The organism is Methylohalomonas lacus (assembly GCF_024808875.1).
Lineage (GTDB): Bacteria > Pseudomonadota > Gammaproteobacteria > Methylohalomonadales > Methylohalomonadaceae > Methylohalomonas > Methylohalomonas lacus.
On the sequence record NZ_JANUCT010000006.1, the window covers coordinates 17,751 to 37,199 of the forward strand.

The 19,449-nt window shown below is 60.5% G+C and carries 18 protein-coding genes; 10 read left to right on the forward strand and 8 right to left on the reverse strand.

Translation table 11 applies throughout. The features are described from left to right. Nucleotides 1-40 precede the first annotated feature (40 nt). Nucleotides 41-691 (reverse strand): endonuclease III, encoded by a 651-nt coding sequence (nth, locus tag J2T55_RS05175; protein WP_259054647.1) that lies wholly within the window; start codon nt 689-691, stop codon nt 41-43. Between the two features lie 193 nt (nt 692-884). Here nth and J2T55_RS05180 point away from each other — a divergent pair, with 193 nt between their 5' ends. Beyond that, nucleotides 885-1,751, forward strand: a complete 867-nt coding sequence (locus J2T55_RS05180; RefSeq protein WP_259054648.1) for a fumarylacetoacetate hydrolase family protein — start codon at nt 885-887, stop codon at nt 1,749-1,751. Between the two features lie 233 nt (nt 1,752-1,984). On the opposite strand, the gene J2T55_RS05185 is transcribed toward J2T55_RS05180, so the two are convergent. Genes J2T55_RS05185 through J2T55_RS05195 form a run of 3 tightly spaced genes read right to left on the reverse strand, consistent with a single transcriptional unit; the run spans nt 1,985 to nt 4,459 of the window. Then, nucleotides 1,985-2,572 (reverse strand): LON peptidase substrate-binding domain-containing protein, encoded by a 588-nt coding sequence (locus J2T55_RS05185; RefSeq protein ID WP_259054649.1) that lies wholly within the window; start codon nt 2,570-2,572, stop codon nt 1,985-1,987. Next, nucleotides 2,565-3,935: a UDP-N-acetylmuramate:L-alanyl-gamma-D-glutamyl-meso-diaminopimelate ligase gene (gene mpl / locus J2T55_RS05190; RefSeq protein ID WP_259054650.1), complete on the reverse strand. Its 1,371-nt coding sequence runs from the start codon at nt 3,933-3,935 to the stop codon at nt 2,565-2,567. Before mpl ends, J2T55_RS05185 begins: the two co-directional genes overlap by 8 nt. Continuing rightward, nucleotides 3,935-4,459, reverse strand: coding sequence for a hypothetical protein (locus J2T55_RS05195; RefSeq protein WP_259054651.1), 525 nt, complete (start codon nt 4,457-4,459; stop codon nt 3,935-3,937). The genes mpl and J2T55_RS05195 overlap by 1 nt, the downstream gene beginning before the upstream one ends. A gap of 250 nt (nt 4,460-4,709) precedes the next feature. Here J2T55_RS05195 and J2T55_RS05200 point away from each other — a divergent pair, with 250 nt between their 5' ends. The 3 genes from J2T55_RS05200 (at nt 4,710) to J2T55_RS05210 (ending at nt 6,084) form a co-directional block, all read left to right on the forward strand. Next, nucleotides 4,710-5,180 carry a Dps family protein gene (locus J2T55_RS05200; protein ID WP_259054652.1) on the forward strand — a complete coding sequence of 157 codons (471 nt, stop codon included), beginning with the start codon at nt 4,710-4,712 and terminating at the stop codon, nt 5,178-5,180. Nucleotides 5,181-5,292: 112 nt separating this feature from the next. Next, nucleotides 5,293-5,673 carry a hypothetical protein gene (locus tag J2T55_RS05205; protein ID WP_259054653.1) on the forward strand — a complete coding sequence of 127 codons (381 nt, stop codon included), beginning with the start codon at nt 5,293-5,295 and terminating at the stop codon, nt 5,671-5,673. Nucleotides 5,674-5,703: 30 nt separating this feature from the next. Next, nucleotides 5,704-6,084: a hypothetical protein gene (locus J2T55_RS05210; RefSeq protein ID WP_259054654.1), complete on the forward strand. Its 381-nt coding sequence runs from the start codon at nt 5,704-5,706 to the stop codon at nt 6,082-6,084. Nucleotides 6,085-6,104: 20 nt separating this feature from the next. Here the strand turns inward: J2T55_RS05210 and J2T55_RS05215 are convergent, their stop codons facing one another. Next, nucleotides 6,105-6,611: an RNA pyrophosphohydrolase gene (locus J2T55_RS05215; RefSeq protein WP_259054655.1), complete on the reverse strand. Its 507-nt coding sequence runs from the start codon at nt 6,609-6,611 to the stop codon at nt 6,105-6,107. Nucleotides 6,612-6,769: 158 nt separating this feature from the next. Here J2T55_RS05215 and J2T55_RS05220 point away from each other — a divergent pair, with 158 nt between their 5' ends. Then, nucleotides 6,770-7,423, forward strand: coding sequence for a histidinol-phosphatase (locus tag J2T55_RS05220; RefSeq protein ID WP_259054656.1), 654 nt, complete (start codon nt 6,770-6,772; stop codon nt 7,421-7,423). Nucleotides 7,424-7,450: 27 nt separating this feature from the next. On the opposite strand, the gene J2T55_RS05225 is transcribed toward J2T55_RS05220, so the two are convergent. The 3 genes from J2T55_RS05225 to J2T55_RS05235 all read right to left on the reverse strand — a co-directional run bounded on the left by J2T55_RS05225 (nt 7,451) and on the right by J2T55_RS05235 (nt 11,205). Next, on the reverse strand, nt 7,451-8,764 hold the full coding sequence (locus J2T55_RS05225; protein ID WP_259054657.1) for a mechanosensitive ion channel family protein: 1,314 nt from the start codon (nt 8,762-8,764) through the stop codon (nt 7,451-7,453). 42 nt (nt 8,765-8,806) lie between these two features. Continuing rightward, entirely contained in the window at nt 8,807-9,787 is a 981-nt protein-coding gene (locus J2T55_RS05230; protein WP_259054658.1) for a malate dehydrogenase, read from the reverse strand. A gap of 122 nt (nt 9,788-9,909) precedes the next feature. After that, nucleotides 9,910-11,205, reverse strand: a complete 1,296-nt coding sequence (locus J2T55_RS05235) for a citrate synthase (RefSeq protein ID WP_259054659.1) — start codon at nt 11,203-11,205, stop codon at nt 9,910-9,912. A gap of 304 nt (nt 11,206-11,509) precedes the next feature. Between J2T55_RS05235 and J2T55_RS05240 the strand changes: the two genes are divergently transcribed. The 5 genes from J2T55_RS05240 (at nt 11,510) to phbB (ending at nt 19,419) form a co-directional block, all read left to right on the forward strand. Continuing rightward, entirely contained in the window at nt 11,510-14,368 is a 2,859-nt protein-coding gene (locus J2T55_RS05240; protein WP_259054660.1) for a 2-oxoglutarate dehydrogenase E1 component, read from the forward strand. Nucleotides 14,369-14,405: 37 nt separating this feature from the next. Further along, nucleotides 14,406-15,686, forward strand: a complete 1,281-nt coding sequence (odhB, locus tag J2T55_RS05245) for a 2-oxoglutarate dehydrogenase complex dihydrolipoyllysine-residue succinyltransferase (protein ID WP_259054661.1) — start codon at nt 14,406-14,408, stop codon at nt 15,684-15,686. Between the two features lie 205 nt (nt 15,687-15,891). Next, on the forward strand, nt 15,892-17,313 hold the full coding sequence (lpdA, locus tag J2T55_RS05250; RefSeq protein WP_259054662.1) for a dihydrolipoyl dehydrogenase: 1,422 nt from the start codon (nt 15,892-15,894) through the stop codon (nt 17,311-17,313). Between the two features lie 171 nt (nt 17,314-17,484). After that, nucleotides 17,485-18,666, forward strand: a complete 1,182-nt coding sequence (locus tag J2T55_RS05255; RefSeq protein WP_259054663.1) for an acetyl-CoA C-acetyltransferase — start codon at nt 17,485-17,487, stop codon at nt 18,664-18,666. Nucleotides 18,667-18,669: 3 nt separating this feature from the next. Then, nucleotides 18,670-19,419: an acetoacetyl-CoA reductase gene (gene phbB, locus J2T55_RS05260; protein ID WP_259054664.1), complete on the forward strand. Its 750-nt coding sequence runs from the start codon at nt 18,670-18,672 to the stop codon at nt 19,417-19,419. Nucleotides 19,420-19,449: the final 30 nt, after the last annotated feature.

The window sequence follows — 19,449 nt, forward strand, 5'->3', positions numbered from 1 at the left end:
GGCTCCAGTGTAACTGAAACCGCGGCGGCCGGCTGCAGTATCAGCCGGCTGCGGCCATGAACTGGTGCTTGTCCGACCATTCGCACAGGTCGTTGATAACGCATTCGCCGCAAGCCGGGCTGCGCGCCTTGCAGACGTAGCGGCCGTGCAGGATCAGCCAGTGATGGGCGTGCTGCATGAATTCCGCCGGGATAATGCTGACCAGGCCCTTTTCGACCTCCAGCGGCGTCTTGCCGGGCGCCAGACCGGTGCGATTACCGATGCGGAAAATATGCGTGTCGACCGCCATGGTCGGCTGGCCGAAGGCGATGTTCAGCACCACGTTGGCAGTCTTGCGGCCAACGCCGGGCAGCGCTTCCAGCGCCGCCCGATCGGCCGGCACCTCGCCGCCGTGCCGGTCAACCAGCTGGCGGCAGGTCGCCATGATGTTCTTCGCCTTGCTGTTGTACAGACCGATGCTCTTGATATGTTTCTTCAGTCTGGCCAGCCCCAGGTCGAGGATCGCCTCGGGCGTGTTGGCTACCCCGAACAGTTTCGCCGTCGCCTTGTTCACGCCGGCATCGGTCGCCTGCGCCGACAGGATCACGGCAGTCAGCAATTCGAACGGCGACGAGTAGGCCAGCTCGCCCTGCGGCTCGGGCTTTTCCTTGCGCAGGCGTTCGAATATCTGCCGGGCGCGACGCTTGTTCACGCCTGCTTCTCCCCCGCCCGGACAGCGCCACCCGGACCACCGGTAACGCCGGACCGCAACACAGCAAGCGGGCTGGCCGCCGATATCGGCGCCAGGCCCGGCAAACGACATGGTAGTGGTGACGATGAAGTCGACAAGATGGTTCGGGTACAATGATTCAAAAAGACAATAACCGCACAACAGGCTGTAAAACATGAAGCTTATTACATTCCGTAGTGGTGAGACCACCGCCATCGGTGCCGTGGTCGATGATCAGGTCGTCTGTGCCGACAGCAGCCTGCCCGACAACCTGATCGATTTTCTCGCCGCCGGCCCGGCGGCACGCACGGCCCTGGAGAAACTGGCGGTATCAGGTGGCCGGCGCCTATCGCTGGCGGAAGTCGAGCTGCTGGCGCCGGTGCAGAACCCGCAGAAATTCTTCGGTGTCAGTCTCAACTACGAGGACCACGTCCAGGAAACCGGCCTCGAGCGACCGGAATACCCGACCGTGTTCAACAAGCAGTCGAGCTGCATCATCGGCCCCGGTGCCGCCATTCATCGGCCCAGGGTCTCGGAAAAACTCGACTACGAGGGCGAACTCGGCGTGGTCATCGGCAAGCGTTGCCGCCAGGTACCGCGCGAGCGGGCGGCGGACGTGGTCGGCGGTTACCTCGTCGTCAACGACGTGTCGGTGCGCGACTGGCAGATGCGTTCGCACACCTGGACGCTGGGCAAGTCATTCGATACGCACGGCCCGATCGGCCCGTGGCTGGTGACACCGGACGAAGTCGGCAACCCGCATGCGCTCGACCTGAAAACCTGGGTCAACGACGAGCGGCGCCAGTCGACCAATACCCGCCACCTGATCTTCGACTGCTACGACCTCATCGAGTACCTGTCGAGCGTAATGACCCTGATGCCCGGCGACATCATCGCCACTGGCACCTCCAGCGGCGTCGGCGTGAAGATGAAGCCGCGCGGTTACCTGAAACCCGGCGACACCGTCAGCATCGAAATCGACGGCATCGGACGCCTGAGCAACCCGGTGATCGAGGAACCTGATGATATCGCGGTGTACTGAAGAAGAGGACCGCAAATGAACGCGAATTCACGCGAATACTAACTAGAAGCAAACTTTTCTGCAGTGATCTGAAGGCAGAAGGTACCCTTCCCCCATCGGCAGGTTCCTCCTTGCCTACCTATTGGTTAAAGATAGCTAAACGGACTCAAGTGGGTGGTTGCCTCATGAATGCAGCGTGCAAAGGCGTATTCAATTTGCGTGAATTCGCGGTCTTTAAGCGGTCTTTAAAATAATTACTCTCCGGCGTGCTCGTCGACCGCCTGCACCACCGCGGCCAGCGACTGCAGGCGTAGCAGAGGATCCGGTTGCGCCAGCAAGGCCTGGCTCTGCCCGGGCTGCAGGGGCAAACACTCGGCCAGCCGATAGCCGACCCAGGCGGCGTCACTGAAGCGCTCGCCCGCTTCAGCACGGTCCGGCTCGACGCGTTGCAGCAACTGCCACAGGAGATCCGCCAGCGGCGTGTATTCGGCCGGCAGGGCTTCGGGTTCGTCGGCCAGCCATTCGACTTCGCCCAGCAGCAGGTTGTCGGCCTGCGCGCGGCTGCCGGCAATGCGAAAGCGCCGCTCGCCATGCACGGTCAGCGCCAGCAGGCCGTCGTCGTTGCGATCCCAGTCAACGATGCGGGCCTCGGTGCCAATATCATGGGGCAGCGCCGGCGCGCCGGTGTCGCGGCCTTCACGGATCAGGCAGACGCCGAACGTGCCGTCGGTGCGCAGGCATTGGCTGACCAGATCCAGATAGCGCGGCTCAAAAATGCGCAGTCCCAGCCGGCCCTCGGGAAACAGCACTGTGCCCAGCGGAAATAGTGGCAGTTCAGTCATTTTCCATCTCCAGCTGCAGGCGGCTGGCGAGCCGGCCATGCAGACCCTCGAAACCGCCGTTGCTCATGATGACGACGTGATCGCCGGGGCCGGCCAGTTCGGCGGCGGCATCGATCAGTGACTCGGTATCGGTCAGGATTTGGCAGCGATCCGCCAGCGCCGTGGTCACGGCACTCAGATCCCAGTCCAGTCCAGACGGCTGGTATATCAGGATGGCGTCGGCATCGGCCAGGGACGCGGCCAGTTCGTCCTTGTGCACGCCCAGTTTCATGGTGTTCGAACGCGGCTCGAGGATGGCGATGACGCGCGCCGCCCCCACCCGCCGCCGCAGGGCACCGAGCGTCGCGCGGATCGCGGTGGGATGATGGGCGAAGTCGTCATACAGGGTGATGTCGCGAATGCAGGCGTATTGCTCGAGGCGCCGGCGTACGCCCTGAAAACGGCTCAGCGCTTCACAGGCCGCGGCCGGTTCGACGCCGACATGGGCGGCGGCGGCAATGGCGGCCAGGCCATTCTCGACGTTATGACTGCCGAGCAGCGACCAGCAGACGTCGGCCTGTACCTCGCCGGCCCGGCTGACCGCAAAGGCGCTGCCGTCGGCGCTCAACAGGCGCGCCTGCCAGTCGCCCTGCTCGACACCGAAACGCGCCAGCGGCGTCCAGCAACCGCGCTCGAGCACGGCATCGATTTCGGCGTCACCGGCGCGTGCCAGGATCTGCCCACGGCCCGGGACGATCCGGATCAAGTGATTGAACTGGCGCCGGATATCCTCCAGATCGCGGAAGATATCAGCATGATCGAACTCGATATTGTTAATAACCAGCGTATCCGGGCAGTAATGGATGAATTTCGAGCGCTTGTCGAAAAACGCGCTGTCATACTCGTCCGCCTCGATGACGAAATAGCGGCCGCCGCCGGCACGGGCGGAAATGCCGAAATCCTGCGCCACACCGCCGATCAGGAAGCCCGGCGCCAGTCCGGCCGACTCCAGGATCCAGGCCAGCATGCTGGTCGTTGTCGTCTTGCCGTGGGTGCCGGACACGGCCAGCACGTGACGTTCGTGCAGCAGGGTCTGCGCCAGCCACTGCGGCCCGGAAACGTAAGGCAGACCCTGGTCGAGAATGTACTCAACCGCCGGGTTGCCGCGCGACAGGGCATTGCCGACCACGACCAGATCCGGCGCCGGCTGCAGGTGCGCCGGCTCGTAACCTTCCTTCAGCGTAATGCCGGCCGCCTGCAGCTGCGTGCTCATGGGCGGATAGACCTGTGCGTCCGAACCCTCGACCTCGATGCCGAGCTCGCGCGCCAGCAGCGCCAGCCCGCCCATGAACGTACCGCAAATGCCAAGTATATGTATGCGCATCAGTTAGCCGCCGGAATCGGAATCAACCAGTTGATGAACACGACCGAGGCCGAGTAATAGACCAGGGCCGCGAGAATGCCCAAGGGTAGCAAGGTCGACAACGCGTGTCGGAAAATATGGCCGAGCACCATCAGGTTCCAGATGATGATGCCGTAAAATAGCAGAATCGGTAGACCGGCCGCCGCCGACTGCGCCTCGGCGGCCAGGATCCAGGCGAGTAACGGCAACGCCAGCAGGATCAGGATAACGCCGGTGCCGGCAATCGCGGTCACGGTCTGTTGCCAGCGTGCCGCATGACCGCGCGCCCACAGCAGCAGGTAGACAGCCATGCACATGAACAGGGCCTCGGCCACGGCCGACAGCACCGCCATGGACAGCGTCAGGCTGGTTGCGGCGATAACAATACTGCCCACGACGGAGGCCAGCAGACACAGCACCAGCAGCGGGGTCGACGCCGGCAGATCCTGCGGACCGCGCCGGAACAGGCAGATCTGCAGAAATTCACGAAATAATGTAAGCAACAAGTTTCAAGCTCTCCCTGGTGGATCACAAACCCTGCTGGCCGCCACCCGCGCGGCGTGACAGGATACCCGAGCCGCGCCGCTGCTCGCATGCAGCGCTGCAGGCACTGGCACAAGCGGCGCCCGGCCGGCCGTCTTTGCCGGAACATAGAGCTTAACTATCGCTCTAATAAAAACAATCATTTATCGTAATAATAAACAAGCCGTTACTATGACGACAGCATCAAGGCAGTACACGCATGAGGAGAAAGACATGAAGATCGACATTGGCATCAATGAGAAGAACCGCGAACAGATCGCTGAGGGCTTGTCGCGTCTGCTCGCCGATTCTTACACGCTGTATCTGAAAACGCACAACTATCACTGGAACGTGACCGGGCCGATGTTCAGCACCCTGCACAACCTGTTCGAGCAAGAGTATACCGAGCTGGCGACCGCGGTCGACGAAATCGCCGAGCGCATTCGTGCACTGGGCTTTCCGGCGCCGGGTTCGTACAAGGACTTCTCCAGGCTGTCCTCGATCAGCGAGGAGACCGGCGAGCCGCCGGAAGCCAAGGAAATGATCAAGCGCCTGGTGAAGGCACAGGAGCAGGTCGTCAAGACCGCGCGCGAGGCCTTTCCGGCTGCCGAGGAAGCGCACGACGAACCGACTGCCGATCTGCTGACCCAGCGTATGCAGGTGCACGAGAAAAACGCCTGGATGCTGCGCAGCATGCTCGACTAGATGCGCGAGTCAGTGCACCATGCTTCCGCCGGAAGCTGGTGCACTTGGCGGGGGCAGCAGGCACTGCCTCCCTGTACGCAGGTCCCATTTTCAGTTGACCAAGGCGATATTGATGAAAAAAGTACACCGAACGAACGCATCCGCTGCCGGCCTGGCATTCGGCCTGTTGCTGTCATGCACAGGGCTGCCCGTCGCCGCACAGGCGAGCGACGATCAGGCTGAAGACGTCAGCAGCCATCTCGAGATATACAAGGAATTCGATGGTCGCTGTCAGGGCCTGCGACGCGGGGATGCGCGCATGATTCGCAACAACCATCCGGACAAGTCCATCAAGTATCGCATGGTCCGGGTCCTTAACGGCAAACGTCAGGCTAGCATCATTCAGGATACGATAGCGCCGGGCGAGGAGAACGGCCAGAAACTGGGCTGTGAAAAGGTGTCGGATCGCGAGCAGAACTGGCGCGTCATCCGGGCCGAATTCGTCGCCGAATAATAACCGTCCAATACGAGGAGTCCGTTTGTCATGTCGAAATATCTGCTAGCGACCCTGTTACTGCTGCTGTCGGCACCGCTGGCCGCCGAAGAGGATTACAAGACCCCGGCCAACATGTCGCCGGAGGACCGGCGTGACCTGATGGCCGCCAGCGACGCCTACGAAAGCTGCGTCAGGGAAGAACTCAATGAACGCGCCGCCGACATCGACGATCCACGCGCACTGGCCGATGCCGCTATGGCCGCGTGCAGCAAAATGCTCACCACCATGGCCGAGGAAATGGCGGCGGACAACTATCACCCGGACTTCAGCAACTACTACATCGGCAAGGTTAAGAACCGCGTCGCCAATGACGCCGTGCGCCAAGCCATGGTCTTTGCCTCACAGAAACAGTCACAGTCGGCTGAATAACCGCCGGCGCAGACCGCCTGTCAAAACAGGCGCTGGTCCTTGTTGCCGCCCAGCCAAGGCAGCATGAAAGGCGCCAGTTCTTCCAGCGCTTTTCTGTAGACGTCGCGCTTGAAGGCGACGACCTCGCGTACCGGCTTCCAGTAATGCACCCAGACCCAGTGATCGAACTCGGGCTTGGGTGAGTAGGACAGATCAACCTTGGTGTCGTCGGCAGTCAGCAACAGCATGAACCAGATCTGCTTCTGGCCAATACACACCGGTTCGGAATGGTGGCGGATGAACCGCTTCGGCAGCTGGTAGCGCAGCCAGTTCTTGGTGCTGGCCATGATGGTGACATCCTCCGGCGCCAGCCCCAACTCCTCCCGCAGCTCGCGATACATCGCCTCTTCCGGATTTTCATTGCGCCGGATACCGCCCTGCGGAAACTGCCAGGCATCCATGCCGATACGCTTGGCCCAGAGCACCTGGCCAAAGACGTTGCTCAGCACGATACCTACGTTATGGCGGTAACCTTCAGCGTCTATCATGATCCTGACTCAATACCTCTGCGCAATTGGAGAGCACCGACTCTTCGTCACCAATTTTTCCACACACCCGGTAGACCGGCAAATCCGGCCGCTGTTTTACCCGCCGGCCGCCTTGCCCTAGACTACGCGGCTTTCCAGGCAAACAGGATCCGACCGGAATGCAGTTGGCGATTTTCGACCTCGATAACACCCTGATTGGCGGTGACAGTGACTATCTCTGGGGTGAATACCTGTGTGAAAACGGGCTCATCGACAGCGACGGCCACCGCGACGCCCACGAGCAATTCTACGCGGATTATCGTGCCGGCACGCTGGACATTGACGCCTTCCTGCAATTCCAGCTCAAACCCCTGGCCGATAACGACCTGGATGACTTAACACGCTGGCGCGATGCCTACATCCGCACCAAGATCGAACCGATCATGCTGCCGAAGGCACGCCTGCTCGTCGATGACCATCGTCGGCGCGGCCATACACTGATGATCATTACCGCTACCAACCGCTTCATCACCGAGCCGATCGCCGCGGCTCTGGGTATCGAGCACTTGATCGCCACCGAGCCGGAGTTTGTCGACGGCCGTTACAGCGGCCGCGTCAGCGGGGTGCCGTCCTACCGGGACGGCAAGATCACGCGCCTGCACGACTGGCTGGCCGAACGCGACCAGCGGGCCTGCGAGCGCTGGTTCTACAGCGACTCGCACAATGATATCCCGCTGCTCAGGGAAGTCGATCACCCGGTCGCGGTCGATCCGGACGACCCGTTGCGCAGCTTTGCCGAACAGCAGGACTGGCCGGTCATCAGTCTGCGCTGAGCGCGCCGGCAACCGGTACCACGCGACTCAACCGCCCGGCTGCGGGTCATTCAGCAGGCGTACCTCACGCTGCGGGAACGGAATTTCGATACCGTTATCCCTGAGCGCCTGCCAAATCATCAACAGCAGATCGGCACCGACGCGGTTCTTGCCGTCGTCGATACCCTCCATCCAGAACTCGACCAGGATATCGATGCCGGAATCGCCGAAACCGCTGATTTCCGCATCCGCCAGTTCCTCGATGGGCGTGTCCGGTTCGTTGATCACCTGCGGGTGCGAGCGCACGGTCTGTTTCACGATATCCAGCATCTTCGGAATATCGGTGCTGTAGGCCACCTGAAATTCCAGTGAATAGCGCTGCTTTTCGTTGTTCTGGGTCCAGTTGATAAAACGTGTTGTCACGAACTGTTCGTTCGGCACCACGACATCCTTGCCATCGAAAGTCTCGAGAAACGCCGAGCGCATGTTCAGCTTGCGTATCCTGCCCTTGTTGCCGTCATCCAGCTCGATGTAATCACCGACCTTGATGGAGCGATCCAGCAGGATGATGATGCCGGAAATGAAGTTCGAGGCGATGGCCTGCAGACCGAAGCCGAGACCGACACCGAGGGCGCCGCCGAAAACCGCCAGTGCCGTCAGATTCACGCCGAGAATCTGCAGCAGCAGGACGAAGATAACCATGAACAGCAGCACTTCGAACAGCTTGGCAAACACCTCGCGCGTACCCAGATCGAGGGTTTCCTGCTTGCGAATGATCTGCTGGCCGACGTTATTGGAAATGCGCCCGAGCCAGAACAGGATCGAGCCGAAAATGAATACCCGCAGCAGACCGTAGGCGGAAAGCCGGATATTACCCAGTTCGAAGTCGATACCATCGAGAAAGGCTGTCACATCGTCCAGCCAGTCGAAGATGTGCAGTATGGCGATCGGGATCAGGACCCACTTGAACAGGGTCTTGATGAACGGGCTGGGCACGAAGCGCGTGATGATCGAATAGAACAGAAACACCACGGCCAGCCCCTGGCAGACGCGTACCAACCAGACTTGGGCAATGACCTGCTGGCTGATCTCTTCAACAATACCCAGTGCCAGCAGCACCAGTAACGGAAACAGGAGTTCACCGGCCTGGTAGACGAGTTTCTTCAGCGGCAGCCAGGCACCGGTGGTTGGCGCCCGCATCAACAGCGGTGAGTAATTCCTGAGCAGGTGGGCAAGCCAGTAGGCCAGCAGCAGGGCGACGAGCACGAGGCCGAGCTGCACGTAAAACGGCGGACTGGACAGGGCATTCAGCGCCACGACCAGTACCTGATCGAATTGCAGCTCGAGCGTGGTTAAATCCACTGCCAGTCTTCCTCGGTTATGCGCCCGCGGCGCTGTTCAAGACTAGCCGGCGAGCATGCCCTTGACCGCGTCGCGCTCCTCTTCCAGCTCCTTGAGTGACGCCAGCATGCGCGCGCGGCTGAATTCGTCAATGCTCACATTCTGGGCAATGGTGTAATGACCACCGCCAACATGCACCGGAAACGAGTAGACGAGGCCCTCGGGAATATCGTAGCTGCCATCGGAGGGTACGCCCATGCTCAACCAGTCGCTGGATTTGCCAATTGCCCAGTCACGCATGTGCTCGAGCGCGGCATTGGCAGCGGAGGCAGCGCTGGATGCACCGCGCGCTTCGATGATCGCGGCACCACGCTGGGACACCGTAGGGATGAAGTGGTTCTCGACCCAGTCCTGATCCACCAGGTCGCGAAATGGGCGGCCATTGACCGTGGTGTGGCTGACATCCGGATACTGGGTGCTGGAATGATTACCCCAGATGCAGAAATTCTTAATCGTGGTGACCGGCGTGTGCGCCTTGGCGGCAATCTGGGCCAGGGCACGGTTGTGATCCAGGCGGGTCATTGCGGTAATGCGTTTCGGATCGACGTTTGGCGCGCTCTGTGCCGTAATCCAGGCATTGGTATTGGCCGGGTTGCCGACCACCAGCACACGGATATCGCGACCGGCGACCTCATTGAGCGCGCGCCCCTGCTCGATAAATATCTTCGCGTTACCCTGCAGCAGGTCCTTGCGTTCCATGCCCGGTCCGCGCGGCTTGGCACCCACCAGGAAGATGTAGTCCGCACCGTCGAAAGCCTGGCGTGGATCCGAGTTTACCGTTACCCCCGCCAATGTCGGGAAGGCACAGTCCTCCAGCTCCATGACCACGCCCTCGACCGCCTTCACGGCGTCCGGGATTTCCAGTAACTGCAGAATGACCGGTTGCTTCGGCCCCAGCATTTCACCGGCAGCAATACGGAACAGTAAGGCATAACCAATCTGACCGGCGGCACCGGTCACGGCAATCCGAACGGGCTGCTTCATCGCTCCTCGCTCCTTTTTATCTTCAGGTGTGACTTCACTGCAAGATTAACCTGAACGGCGCAGAGCGGGAACCCATCTGCACCGTTATTGTACCTGCGGGTAAAAATTAATTACCGGCGCAATCAGCCGCGCTTGTCGATCGGCACATAGTCACGCTGCTGGGAACCGGTATACAACTGCCGTGGCCGACCGATACGGAAGTCGGCGTCTTCCATCATTTCCAGCCACTGGGAAATCCAACCGGCCGAGCGACCGACCGCAAACAGCACGGTGAACATCGACATCGGGATGCCGAGGGCCTGCAGGATAATGCCGGAATAGAAATCGACGTTTGGGTACAGCTTGCGCTCGATGAAGTATTCGTCCTGGAGCGCGATTTCCTCGAGCCGCATCGCCGTCTCGAACATCGGCTGATTGACCGTATCCATCTCGTTCAGCAGATCGTGGCAGGCCTTGCGGATAATTTTGGCACGCGGATCGTAGTTCTTGTAGACCCGGTGACCAAAACCCATTAGGCGGAACGGGTCATCCTTGTCCTTGGCCTTGGCAATGTACTGGTCGATGTTCTTCGGATCGCCGATCTCGTTGAGCATGTGAATGACCGCCTCGTTGGCGCCGCCATGCGCACGCCCCCACAGCGTGGCGATACCGGCGGAAATGCAGGCGAACGGGTTGGCTTCGGCACTGCCCGCCAGACGCACCGTGGACGTGCTGGCGTTTTGCTCGTGATCGGCATGCAGAATCAGCAGCTGATCCAGCGCGCGGATGGCCACCGGGCTCGGCTGGTACGGCCGGTGCGGCACGGCGAAGATCATGTTCAGCAGATTTTCTACGTAGGTGAGCTCGTAGCGTGGATGCACGAACGGATGGCCCATGGCGTACTTGTAGCAGTGCGCCGCCAGTATCGGCATCTTGGCGATGACGCGGTGCGCGGTCAGGAGGCGGTCTTCCGGATCCTGGATATCCATCGCCTCGTGGTAGTACGACGACAGCGCGCCGGTCACACCGACCATGATCGACATCGGATGGGCGTCATAACGATAGCCGGTGTAGAAACGATCGAGGTGCTCGTGCACCAGCGAACGGCGGTTCAGATTGTCCTTGAAAGTCTCCATTTCCTGCTGGGTTGGCAATTCGCCATTCAGCAGCAGGTAGCAAACCTCCAGGTAGGAGCTGTGCTCGGCGAGCTGCTCAATCGGATAGCCCCGATGCATCAATACGCCCTGCTCACCGTCAAGATAGGTGATCGCGCTGCGACAGGCGGCGGTATTCACATAGCCGGGGTCGAGCGTGAACATGCCCAGCTCTTTGTACAATTCCTTGGTGTCGATAACGGGGGGGCCATACACGCCCCGGACAATGGGGCATTCGACCTTGTTGCCCGTCGTGTTATCGATGATCGTGACGGTATCGGTCATCGAATTTCTCTCCCTATGGGGGGTTGCAAAGAAATGCCTGCAGGGCAGGCTTGATATTGTTATTTTCTGTAGAATACATTTGTCTGGTGCAGTGCGGCAAGACACAGACTCGAGGGATGCCCGGGTTTTCCGCTTAAGTGCATGACAAGTGGGAAAAAATGTTTACATCTACAGCGCGGTCACCGCCCCCTGTCGGCCCCGGTAACCGCAATGTGCGCGTCCCTTGAGCCGTGACCGGCGAACCGGTCGGCCGCAATATCGTCAGACGACATTCATTGAGGGCCCGCGCGCCAAGTTATAGATTATGAAGAAGCTGTCCAACGCCTGTCTCTACAGTGCCAACGCCGATTTCATCGAGCAACTCTATGAAGCCTATCTGTCCGACCCGGACAGCGTAGACGCGGACTGGCGGCAATATTTCGACGCATTACGCGCCGACGATCACCTGCGGCAGGAGATTCCGCACGGCCCGGTACGCGAGAAATTCGCCCGTCTGGCGCGGCAACGCCCGGCCCCGGCAACTACGGCTGGCAGCGCACCGTTATCGCCGCAACAATCGGCACACAAGCAGGTCTCTGTCCTGCAGCTCATCAATGCCTATCGTTTCCGCGGTCACCGTCAGGCGGAACTGGACCCGATCAAGCAGTATCAGCGGCCCAACGTCCCGGAACTGGAACCGGGTTTTCATGGCCTGTCCGAGGCCGACCTGGATACCGAGTTCAACACCGGTTCTCTGGTTGCACCCGATTCACTCAAGCTGCGTGACATTCTCGAGCAGGTTCGTGCCACCTATTGCGGCCCGATCGGCGCGGAATACATGCACATCAACGAAACCGAGCAAAAACGCTGGATCCAGAAACGGCTTGAGGGTTCGCGCGCCACACCACAATACAACCGTGAACAGAAACACCGCATCATCGGCCGCCTGACCGCGGCCAAGGCGCTGGAAGAGTACCTGCACAACAAATATGTCGGCCAGAAACGCTTTTCCCTGGAAGGTGGCGAGAGCTTGATTCCGCTACTCGACAATATTGTCCAGCGCGGTGGTCGCGCTGATTTGCATGAAATTGTCATCGGCATGGCCCACCGCGGTCGCCTCAACGTGCTGGTCAACATTCTCGGCAAGATGCCGAGCGAACTGTTCGGTGAGTTCGAGGGCAAGCAACCGGAAAACAACAACGGTTCCGGTGATGTGAAATACCATCTCGGCTATTCCTCCGATATCGCCGTCGACAATGGCGCCCTGCACCTGACCCTGGCTTTCAACCCGTCACACCTGGAGATCATCGACCCGGTCGTGGAAGGCTCGGTACGTGCACGCCAGGATCGGCGCCGTGATGTCGAACGCAACCAAGTGTTGCCGCTTTTGATACACGGTGACGCGGCTCTGGCCGGCCAGGGTGTGGTGATGGAAACCCTGAACCTGTCACAGACGCGCGGCTATTCGACCGGCGGCACCATCCACGTCGTCATCAACAACCAGATCGGTTTCACCACCTCGGATCCGCTGGACTCACGCTCAACGCTCTACTGCACCGACGTCGCCAAGATGATCCAGGCGCCGATCCTGCACGTTAACGGCGACGACCCGGAGGCGGTCGTATTCGCCGCCGAGTTCGCGCTCGACTACCGTACCGAATTCAACAAGGATGTGGTCATCGACCTGGTCTGCTACCGGCGGCACGGTCACAGCGAGGCCGATGAGCCCGCCGCCACACAGCCCGTGATGTACCGGAAGATCCGCAATCATACCGACGCGCACCGCCAGTACAGTGATCGCCTGATCAGGGAAGGCACCTTCAGCAAGGAAGACATCCAGATGCTCGAGGACGACTATATCAAGGCACTGGAAGAGAACCAGCCGGTTTCGGCACCGCTGATCAGCAAGGCGCAAAGGGAATATCTGGTCAACTTCGAACCGTTCAAGAACCATCGCTGGGATGAACCGGTCGACACTTCGCTGGACCGCGACACCATCGCACGCCTGACCGAGAGCTTTACCCGGGTGCCGGAAGACTTCCAGCTGCACAAGACAGTGGAAAAGATCATCCATGCACGCCGGCAAATGGGCCAGGACGAACAGCCGTTCGACTGGGGCTACGCCGAGATGCTGGCCTACGCCAGCCTGCTCGACGCCGGCTACCCGATCCGCATATCCGGACAGGACAGTGCCCGCGGCACCTTCTTTCACCGGCACAGCGTGATTCACAACCAGGAAAACGGCGACACTTACCTGCCCTTGCAGCATCTCAAGGCGGAGCAGCCGAGCTTTCTGATCATCAATTCCATTCTGTCGGAGGAAGCGGTGCTTGCATTCGAGTACGGCTACTCCAGTTCACAACCGAACGGCCTGGTCATGTGGGAAGCCCAGTTCGGTGACTTCGCCAATGGCGCGCAAGTGGTTATCGACCAGTTCATCAGTTCCTCGGAAGCCAAGTGGGATCGCTATTCCGGCCTGGTCATGCTGCTGCCACATGGCTATGACGGCCAGGGCCCGGAGCATTCCTCGGCCCGACTGGAGCGCTACCTGCAACTGTGCGCCGAGGACAACATGCAGGTATGTTTCCCGAGCACCGCCGCGCAGATGTTTCACATGCTGCGCCGGCAGGTATTGCGTCCCTACCGCAAACCGCTGATCGTCATGAGCCCGAAAAGTCTGCTGCGCCATAAACTGTCGACGTCGACGCTGAGTGACATTACCGATCACGGTTTTCAGCTGGTCATCGATGAAATCGATGATATCGACAAGCACAAGGTCAGGCGACTGCTGATCTGTTCCGGCAAGGTATATTACGATCTGCTCGACGCTCGTCGCGATAACGACATCGACAATATTGCCATCGCCCGTATCGAGCAGCTGTACCCGTTCCCGAAGCGGGAGCTGAGCGAACTCGTTGCCAGCTATCCCAACGTCGAGGACGTCGTCTGGGTACAGGAAGAACCGCGCAACCAGGGCGCCTGCGCCTATCTGCTGGAAAGCCTGAACCTATTCGGTTCACTGAATAACAACCAGCAGTTGCTGATCATCGCCCGGCCCTATTCCGCCTCGCCGGCAGTCGGTTCGCCCAGCCGTCACCTGGAACAGCAGCGTCAGCTGGTGCAGGAGGCGTTGCTGCTCGAAGCACAGGAAAGCAGCGATGACAAAGCCCGGAAATCCGCCTGAACGGCCCCAACCCTTAAAGTAAACACAAACGACACGCATGATTATTGATATCAAAGTACCGCAACTGGCCGAATCGATCGCCGAAGCCACCCTGCTCGCCTGGCAGAAACAGGCCGGTGAGGCGGTCAGCCGCGGCGATAACCTCATCGACATCGAAACCGACAAGGTCACGCTGGAAGTCACCGCCCCGGATGACGGCGTGCTCAAGGAGATCGTCAAGGAAGAAGGGGCCAGTGTCGGCAGCGACGAGGTCATCGCCCGGCTCGACACCGGGGCAACCGCCGACAGCGCTGCCGCGGCTAGCAGCGAGCCGGAACGCACGGCCGAAGCGGCATCCGCGGACGACCGGGCCAGCGCAACAGAAACGGACAGCGAAGCAGCCGACGACGGCAGCGCCCGCAAGCAAAGCCCGGCCGTGCGCCGGTTGCTGGAAGAACACCAGCTCGATGCTGACAGTATCCCGCCGAGCCGCGCCGACGGCCGCCTGACCAAGCAGGACGTGCTCAGCTACATCGAATTGCGCGACAAGGAAGCCGCCGAACCGGAACAACCGCAACCGACGGCGGCCGACGGTACGGAGCAGACCGCCAAAGCACCGCCGGCACAGCCTGCGGGTGAGCGCCCCGAGGAGCGCGTACCGATGACGCGACTGCGCAAGCGCGTCGCGGAGCGACTGCTGTCGGCACAGCACGATCATGCCCTGCTGACGACGTTCAACGAGATCAATATGGCGCCGCTGCAGACATTGCGCGAACGTTACAAGAAGACGTTTGAAGACAGCCACGGTGTCAAGCTCGGCTTCATGTCGTTTTTCACCAAGGCGGCGGTCGAGGCACTGAAACGCTTCCCGGTGATCAATGCATCGATCGATGGCGAGGACATCGTTTATCACGGCTACTTCGACATCGGCATCGCGGTCAGCTCGGAACGGGGCCTGGTCGTACCCATCGTGCGCGATGCCGATCAGTTGTCGTTCGCCGACATCGAAAGCACAATCCGCGACTACGGTGAGCGCGCGCAAAGCGGCAAGCTGAAACTGGAAGAACTGACCGGCGGTACGTTCACTATCACCAATGGCGGCGTATTCGGTTCGCTCATGTCGACACCGATCATCAACCCGCCGCAGAGTGCGATCCTCGGCATGCACGCCATCCAGGACCGGCCGGTGGCGGAAAACGGCGAAATCGTCATCCGGCCGATGATGTACGTCGCGGTATCCTACGATCACCGCATCGTCGACGGCCGCGAGGCGGTGCAGTTCCTGGTCACGATCAAGGAAATGATCGAGGACCCGGCGCGATTATTGTTGGAAGTATGAATATGACCACGAATAAACGCGAATCAACGCAAATATGACAGAAATCCCTGAACAACCCGTTATTGCGGGCACAAACAGGTGTCATTGCCACTATTCAGGTATGACCGATCGCTTCGTCACCTTGGTTACTCAAGGTGACGCTTTATGATTTTATTGGCGTTCATTGGCGTTCATTCGCGGTTCATACATAAATAAGAGATATCCCATGAACAAGTACGATGTTGTTGTCATTGGCGGCGGGCCGGCGGGTTATGTCGCCGCCATCCGCTGCGCACAGCTGGGTCTGAAAACCGCCTGTGTCGAGAGCTGGCAGACGCCAGCCGGCAAGGGCGCGCTCGGCGGCACCTGCCTGAACGTCGGCTGCATACCGTCGAAGGCACTGCTCGATTCGTCGCACCACTTCAGCTTTCTCGGCAAGCAGGCCGCCGAGCACGGCATCCAGGTGGACAATGCCACCATCGACGTCAAGAAAATGATGGCGCGCAAGGACAAGATCGTGAAGGCACTGACCGGTGGCGTCGCCTCGCTGTTCAAGAAGCACAACATCGACTGGCTCCAGGGCCATGGCCACCTGAGCGGCGAGAAGCAGGTGCATATCACGCCCAATGATGGCAGCGACAAGCAGACCGTCGAGGCTGACCAGATCATCATCGCCACCGGCTCGGTCCCAGCCGGTATCGGCCAGGCCGAGGTCGACAACAGCGGTCCGATAGTCGATTCGACCGGAGCACTGGCGCTGGCCGAGGTACCGGCCAAACTCGGCGTCATCGGCGCCGGTGTTATCGGCCTAGAACTCGGCAGTGTCTGGAAGCGGCTTGGTGCCGAGGTCGTTGTGCTCGAGGCGCAGGACAGCTTCCTGCCGGGCGTCGACGCCCAGATTGCCGCCGAGGCGCACAAGAGCCTGAAAAAACAGGGCCTCGATATCCGCCTGGGCGCGCAGGTCAGCGCAACAAAGAAAAACCGCAACGGCGTCAGGGTCAGCTACCAGGACAGCGACGGCGAGCAGACGCTGGATGTCGACAAGCTGATTGTCGCCGTCGGCCGGCGGCCGAACACCGACAGCCTGGGTGCGGAAGCCATTGGCCTGAAGCTCGACCAGAGCGGTTTCATCCAGGTCGACGATCACTGCCGCACCAACGTCAGCGGCATCTGGGCAATCGGCGACGTCGTGCGCGGCCCGATGCTGGCGCACAAGGCCATGGATGAGGGGGTTGCGGTCGCCGAACGCATCGCCGGCCAAACCGCCCACATGGACTACGACACGATTCCCTGGGTCATTTATACCTGGCCGGAGATCGCCTGGGTCGGGCGTACCGAGGAAGCGCTCAAGCAGGACGGCATCGACTACAAGAGCGGCACATTCCCGTTCATGGCCAGTGGCCGGGCCCGCGGCATGGGCGACACCGAGGGTCTGGTCAAGGTGCTGGCCGACGCCGGCAACGACACCATCCTCGGCGTGCACATCTTCGGCCCCAGCGCTTCCGAGCTGATCGCCGAGGCGGTCACCGCCATGAGTTTCGACGCCAGTAGCGAGGATATCGCCCGCACCATCCATGCCCATCCGACGCTCAGCGAAGCCCTGCACGAGGCCGCACTGGCAGTCGACCAGCGCACCCTGCACCTCTGATCCGGTGGTCCCGGCCGGCGCTCGGGGCCGCGCCGGGACGCTGGAGTCGAACTCGTGTTTCTGTTACTATCTTCATAGTTTTGTTGCACTGCAACGAAAAATGGCGGCGCTGCATAAGCTCAGAACAAAGCCAAGCGTGACGCCCTAATTCAAACATCCGGAGAAACACATATGACGGAGAATGTCGTTATTGTGGCTGCCGGCCGTACTGCCATCGGAGCATTCAATGGCAGTTTGGCGAGCCTTTCCGCCAGTACCCTGGGCGCCAGGGTCATAGCCACCCTGCTCAAGGACTCCGGCGTCAGCCCGGACCAGGTCAACGAGGTCATTTTCGGCAACGTGCTTACCGCCGGTGCCGGCATGAACCCGGCACGCCAGGCCGCCATCGGGGCCGGCCTGCCGGACTCCGTACCGGCGATGACCATCAACAAGGTCTGCGGCAGCGGTCTGAAATCGGTCGCGCTGGCCGCCCAGTCGATCCGCGCGGGCGACGCTGACATCGTCGTCGCCGGCGGCCAGGAAAACATGAGCCAGGCCCCGCACGTACTACCGAACTCACGCAACGGCCAGAAGATGGGTGACTGGAAGCTGGTCGACAGCATGATCACCGACGGCCTGTGGGATGCATTCAACAACTACCACATGGGCGTCACCGCCGAGAATATCGTCAAGAAATACGGCATCTCGCGCGAGGAACAGGACCAGTTCGCCGCTGCCTCGCAGAACAAGGCCGAGGCCGCCATCAAGGCCGGTAAATTCAAGGACGAAATCATTCCCATCGAGATTCCGCAGCGCAAGGGCGACCCGCTGGTCTTTGATACCGATGAGTTCCCGCGCGCCGGCGTCACCGCCGAGGGTCTGGGCCAGCTGAAACCGGCTTTCGACAAGGAAGGCACGGTCACCCCCGGCAACGCTTCCGGTATTAACGACGGTGCCGCGGCCTGCATTGTCATGAGCGAGAGCAAGGCCAAGGAACTGGGACTGACGCCAATCGCCCGCATCAGTGCCTACGCCACCGCCGGCGTTGACCCGACCATCATGGGTACCGGCCCGATTCCGGCCAGTCAGCTGTGCCTGAAGCGCGCCGGCTGGAGCGTTGATGATCTGAACCTGATTGAAGCCAACGAAGCCTTCGCCGCCCAGGCGATCTCCGTAAACCGTGACATGGGCTGGGATACCAGCAAGGTCAACGTGAACGGCGGCGCTATCGCGCTGGGCCACCCGATCGGCGCTTCCGGCTGCCGCGTGCTGGTCACGCTGCTGCACGAAATGAAGCGCAGCGGTGGTGGCAAGGGGATCGCGACGCTGTGTATCGGCGGCGGTCAGGGTGTAGCACTGGCAGTGGAGGTTTAAACAATGGAAGTCACATTAAAAGGCAAAGTCGCGCTGGTTACCGGCGGCACCCGCGGTATTGGTTCCGCGATCGTCAAGCAATTCGCCGCCTCCGGTGCCACGGTCGCAACCAACTATCGTAACCAGGAACAGGCCGAGAAATTCCAGGCGGAAATGAAAAAAGCCGGGGTCGATATTCACATCTACCAGGCCGACGTCAGCGATTTCGATGCCTGCAAGCAACTGATCGAGACTGTCGAGAAAGACCTCGGCCCAATCGATATCCTGGTCAACAATGCCGGCGTTACCCAGGATACAACGCTGCGCAAGATGACCAAGGACCAGTGGGACACGGTCATGCGCATCAACCTCGACAGTGTTTACAACATGTCTCGCAACGTTATTGAGGGCATGCTGGAGCGCGGCAGCGGTCGCATCATCAACATCTCCTCGATCAATGGCCAGAAGGGCCAGATGGGCCAGAGCAATTACGCCGCCTCCAAGGCCGGCATGCACGGCTTCACGATGGCACTGGCACAGGAAGTCGCACGCAAGGGTATTACCGTGAATACCGTATCACCCGGCTATATCGGCACTGACATGGTCATGGCTGTACCGGAGGAGACGCGTAACAAGATTATTGCGCAGATTCCGGTATCCCGCCTTGGCAAGCCGGAAGAAGTCGCGGATCTCGTGACCTTCATCGCCTCCGACAAGGCCGGTTTCATCACCGGTGCCGACATATCCGCCAATGGCGGCCAACACATGATGTAAAGCTGGCTGCCCGTACAGTGAGCCAACGGA

Bases quoted from the DNA above. Each gene is read 5' to 3' on its own strand.
- J2T55_RS05180 (WP_259054648.1), top strand. From the start codon at position 885: ATGAAGCTTATTACATTCCGTAGTGGTGAGACCACCGCCATCGGTGCC.
- J2T55_RS05185 (WP_259054649.1), bottom strand. From the start codon at position 2,572: ATGACTGAACTGCCACTATTTCCGCTGGGCACAGTGCTGTTTCCCGAG.
- mpl (WP_259054650.1), bottom strand. From the start codon at position 3,935: ATGCGCATACATATACTTGGCATTTGCGGTACGTTCATGGGCGGGCTG.
- J2T55_RS05200 (WP_259054652.1), top strand. From the start codon at position 4,710: ATGAAGATCGACATTGGCATCAATGAGAAGAACCGCGAACAGATCGCT.
- J2T55_RS05205 (WP_259054653.1), top strand. From the start codon at position 5,293: ATGAAAAAAGTACACCGAACGAACGCATCCGCTGCCGGCCTGGCATTC.
- J2T55_RS05210 (WP_259054654.1), top strand. From the start codon at position 5,704: ATGTCGAAATATCTGCTAGCGACCCTGTTACTGCTGCTGTCGGCACCG.
- J2T55_RS05215 (WP_259054655.1), bottom strand. From the start codon at position 6,611: ATGATAGACGCTGAAGGTTACCGCCATAACGTAGGTATCGTGCTGAGC.
- J2T55_RS05220 (WP_259054656.1), top strand. From the start codon at position 6,770: ATGCAGTTGGCGATTTTCGACCTCGATAACACCCTGATTGGCGGTGAC.
- J2T55_RS05230 (WP_259054658.1), bottom strand. From the start codon at position 9,787: ATGAAGCAGCCCGTTCGGATTGCCGTGACCGGTGCCGCCGGTCAGATT.
- J2T55_RS05235 (WP_259054659.1), bottom strand. From the start codon at position 11,205: ATGACCGATACCGTCACGATCATCGATAACACGACGGGCAACAAGGTC.
- J2T55_RS05240 (WP_259054660.1), top strand. From the start codon at position 11,510: ATGAAGAAGCTGTCCAACGCCTGTCTCTACAGTGCCAACGCCGATTTC.
- odhB (WP_259054661.1), top strand. From the start codon at position 14,406: ATGATTATTGATATCAAAGTACCGCAACTGGCCGAATCGATCGCCGAA.
- lpdA (WP_259054662.1), top strand. From the start codon at position 15,892: ATGAACAAGTACGATGTTGTTGTCATTGGCGGCGGGCCGGCGGGTTAT.
- J2T55_RS05255 (WP_259054663.1), top strand. From the start codon at position 17,485: ATGACGGAGAATGTCGTTATTGTGGCTGCCGGCCGTACTGCCATCGGA.
- phbB (WP_259054664.1), top strand. From the start codon at position 18,670: ATGGAAGTCACATTAAAAGGCAAAGTCGCGCTGGTTACCGGCGGCACC.